Annotated in this window: 4 protein-coding genes; all 4 read left to right on the top strand. The window is 47.3% G+C overall.

Annotated features, from left to right (window positions below; all coding sequences use genetic code 11):
- Positions 1–114: 114 nt before the first annotated feature.
- Positions 115–855, top strand: a complete 741-nt coding sequence (locus AAIR21_RS27485; protein WP_422701745.1) for a helix-turn-helix domain-containing protein — start codon at positions 115–117, stop codon at positions 853–855.
- Positions 856–1,212, top strand: a complete 357-nt coding sequence (locus AAIR21_RS27480) for a hypothetical protein (protein WP_422701746.1) — start codon at positions 856–858, stop codon at positions 1,210–1,212.
- Between the two features lie 312 nt (positions 1,213–1,524).
- Positions 1,525–1,815: a hypothetical protein gene (locus tag AAIR21_RS27475; protein ID WP_422701747.1), complete on the top strand. Its 291-nt coding sequence runs from the start codon at positions 1,525–1,527 to the stop codon at positions 1,813–1,815.
- A gap of 257 nt (positions 1,816–2,072) precedes the next feature.
- Positions 2,073–2,853 (top strand): transcriptional regulator (locus AAIR21_RS27470; protein WP_434682778.1); only part of this gene is annotated, 781 nt, incomplete at its 3' end.

Raw genomic sequence — 2,853 nt, 5'->3', positions numbered from 1 at the left:
TTAAAACAAACACATCACAAAATAATGTTGGAATGCCAACATTTATTCTTGACACCTCAATGTTGGATATCCTACCTTAAATATATCAAATGTTCACCCAGGTAGGATATTACAATGGATATACAATCTGCAGTTAGCGAATGCGATATGGCACACGCCATTCTCATTGCCATGAACTCATACGTACAAAATGAGACTGCTGGCGATCGAGTCACGGAGTCTCTGACTTTTGCGGCGGAGTCTTGCTTAGCTCGAGCATTATCATTTATCAAAAACGACGACACCGCCTTCAGCGATCAATACTCAATCCGTGGCACCACAACCACCACTCAACAGCCAACCATCCCGCAACCCACCGAATCGCCAACCAGCTTCGCCGCCATCATCGAGCGCATTCGTTCTCGCCGCGTAGCTCTCGGATTAACCACCGAAGAGCTTTCCACCCAACTCGGATTTGAAATCGACACCGTGGAGGACTGGGAGACAGGTTGCGACGCGCCGGAGCTGACCATCCTTCTTCCGCTCTCCCGCGCTCTCTTCTGCGAACCGGAGTGGCTTCTTACTGGCTCTCTCGAAGGGATGACCAGAATCAACGAAGCCCCTCTCGCCCCTGTCAAAGTGATGCAGGGTGTGGATATGTCCGGTGTTGGTGAGCGCATCCGAGATGCTCGCGTATCTCGCAGAATGACCCATAAAGAACTGGAAGAAGCGGCAGGTCTACCGGACGGGGTTATATCAGTATGGGAATTCCGCCAGGCATATCCGCCAGATGAAGCTTTCGACAAATTAGCCAAAGCACTCAATACCAGCGTTATCTGGTTATTAACGGGCAGAGAAATAGCGAGGGAGTCGTGAATGAAAACGCCAATCGACATGCTTCATGAAATTCTTGCTCAGGTTTCAGAGGGTAATACCCTACTGGAAATGATTTACAAAAATACCCAAGAGATGAATGAGGAGACGGATTGCGCAATAGCCTGTCTGATTCGCTCCTTCGATAAAACCCGCGAAATGACTTGCGCTTATATTGAGGAATTAGCAAGGAATAGCCCCCCCCCCAAAAAAAAACGGGAAGCGGCAATGATATTTCAGATGATGTATTCCATGCTGCGGTTACAGCGGAAAAGCTTCGAGAACTGGCGCATACGTATAGCGAGAACTTTTTCACCGATGAGGACAATAACAATCCATCCTGCATTATGGCATCGGTAATATTTGACTATGCAGTAAAGATAGACTGCGAATTAAAAAACATCGAAACAAAACTAAGTTAACTAACAGAGTTTAATTTACACCTTAACGGGCGGGAACCTTTGCAGCCAAAATTCAAAGGAGATGTAATTATGTCATTCATTAAAGACAAGACTGCATACAAAACAGCAATTCTTATCTTCGTACATTACGGAGAAGAATATCGTCACATTGCTGACCTGTTCATGCGTAAAGCGTACGGGTGTTAACTATGAGCACAAGCACCATTAAACCCGCAGGAATAGACTTGTTCAGGCAAAAATAAATTCAGTCATGCGTAGAACGGGCGGGAATGTACAACTGGTAAAAATCGGCGGCGATATTACTTTCCCTGTCGAGTTATCAGAATACGTGCTGACAAATGCCCTGACAGGAATATTCGAGGCGATGATATACGACAACCACAAACGCTCTGAAGCAGAGAGGTTAATTGCTAATCATTATTCTGACTGTATGGGCATTCACAAACTGACACCCGATGGGGTGGATTTCATGAACGCGATAGTGAAAACAATCGCAGAACAACAAATCACAGAAAAATTAGCATCTGGAGAAATTAAATAATGACAAAGAAAGCCCCCCCCGAAGCACCAGAAATGCCAAATCGTCCTCACCATCGAAAATGGTCAGGTAATTGACTCAAGGCATATTCGCGAAGAGGAATTTATCGGCTCACTTAACACTTTTATATGGATGTTAAAACGAGCCGGATATGTCGTATGCGAGCCTCACCCGGCTATGAATGCTGAATAAAAAGTAGCGCATGAGTTGCCCGGCGCGACGAACTGATGAAACAGAGATCGTATTAAGGAGAAGCACATATGAACAAAGTGACCAACACCACAGGACTGGAAACCGTTAACGGCGTTCCGATGATGAGAAGCCGTGACATTGCAAATGTCGTTAAAAAAGACCACGGGAAGGTTTGCCGGGATATCCGGGTGATGCTTGGAAAACTCTACAGCATTACAGAAGCTGAAAGTACCCGTAATCCAGATCTGGCTTACCTCACAAATCATGGAGTTACATGTTCTCAATTCGATAATGATAATCCAAATGCATGGGAATACTGGCTCGATTACGAACACTCGCAGTGCCTTGTCGCTGGCTATGACGCATCGCGCCGGATGTCGATTATTCGTCAATGGCAGGCACTCAAAGATGAAGTGAAGCAATTGCAATCTCCATCTCAACCAGAGCAACAGGAAATCAGCATGAACCATGACATTCTTTCACTGGCCCGCGTTGTGGCCGAAGCAACCGCATCAGCAACGATGAAAGCAGTGATGGAGGTGACGGGCATTACAGCCGTCACGGCACAATCAGTGGCCCTGCCAGCCGCTCCTGCGGTTGAGCCAGCAGTGACCAGTGACGAGTTTGTTCCGGTGCACAAAGTCTCATGGGCAACCGGTCTGTCTGATGCCACCTGCCGCCGTCTGATCACCTTTGCAGCATTACCAGCGAAGCATATCGAGGGGATCCGGGGTCTGTGCGTTAACCGTGAAGCCTTTATCGCCGCAGCCAAAACGCTGATTAATGAATCCACGCCGCCACAAGGTAAGCGTAAGCGCTGGCAGAATCCGGAGTTCGGCGGGTTTGTGC

Origin of the sequence: Enterobacter sp. PTB (assembly GCF_051130085.1) — a bacterium.
Classification (GTDB): domain Bacteria; phylum Pseudomonadota; class Gammaproteobacteria; order Enterobacterales; family Enterobacteriaceae; genus Enterobacter; species Enterobacter ludwigii.
Note: the sequence above shows the minus strand (reverse complement) of the source record. Positions and strands in the feature narration are given on the sequence as shown.

Excerpts from the sequence above, each read along its gene's own strand:
- AAIR21_RS27475 (WP_422701747.1), top strand. The coding sequence starts at position 1,525 with ATGCGTAGAACGGGCGGGAATGTACAACTGGTAAAAATCGGCGGCGAT.
- AAIR21_RS27485 (WP_422701745.1), top strand. The coding sequence starts at position 115 with ATGGATATACAATCTGCAGTTAGCGAATGCGATATGGCACACGCCATT.
- AAIR21_RS27480 (WP_422701746.1), top strand. The coding sequence starts at position 856 with ATGAAAACGCCAATCGACATGCTTCATGAAATTCTTGCTCAGGTTTCA.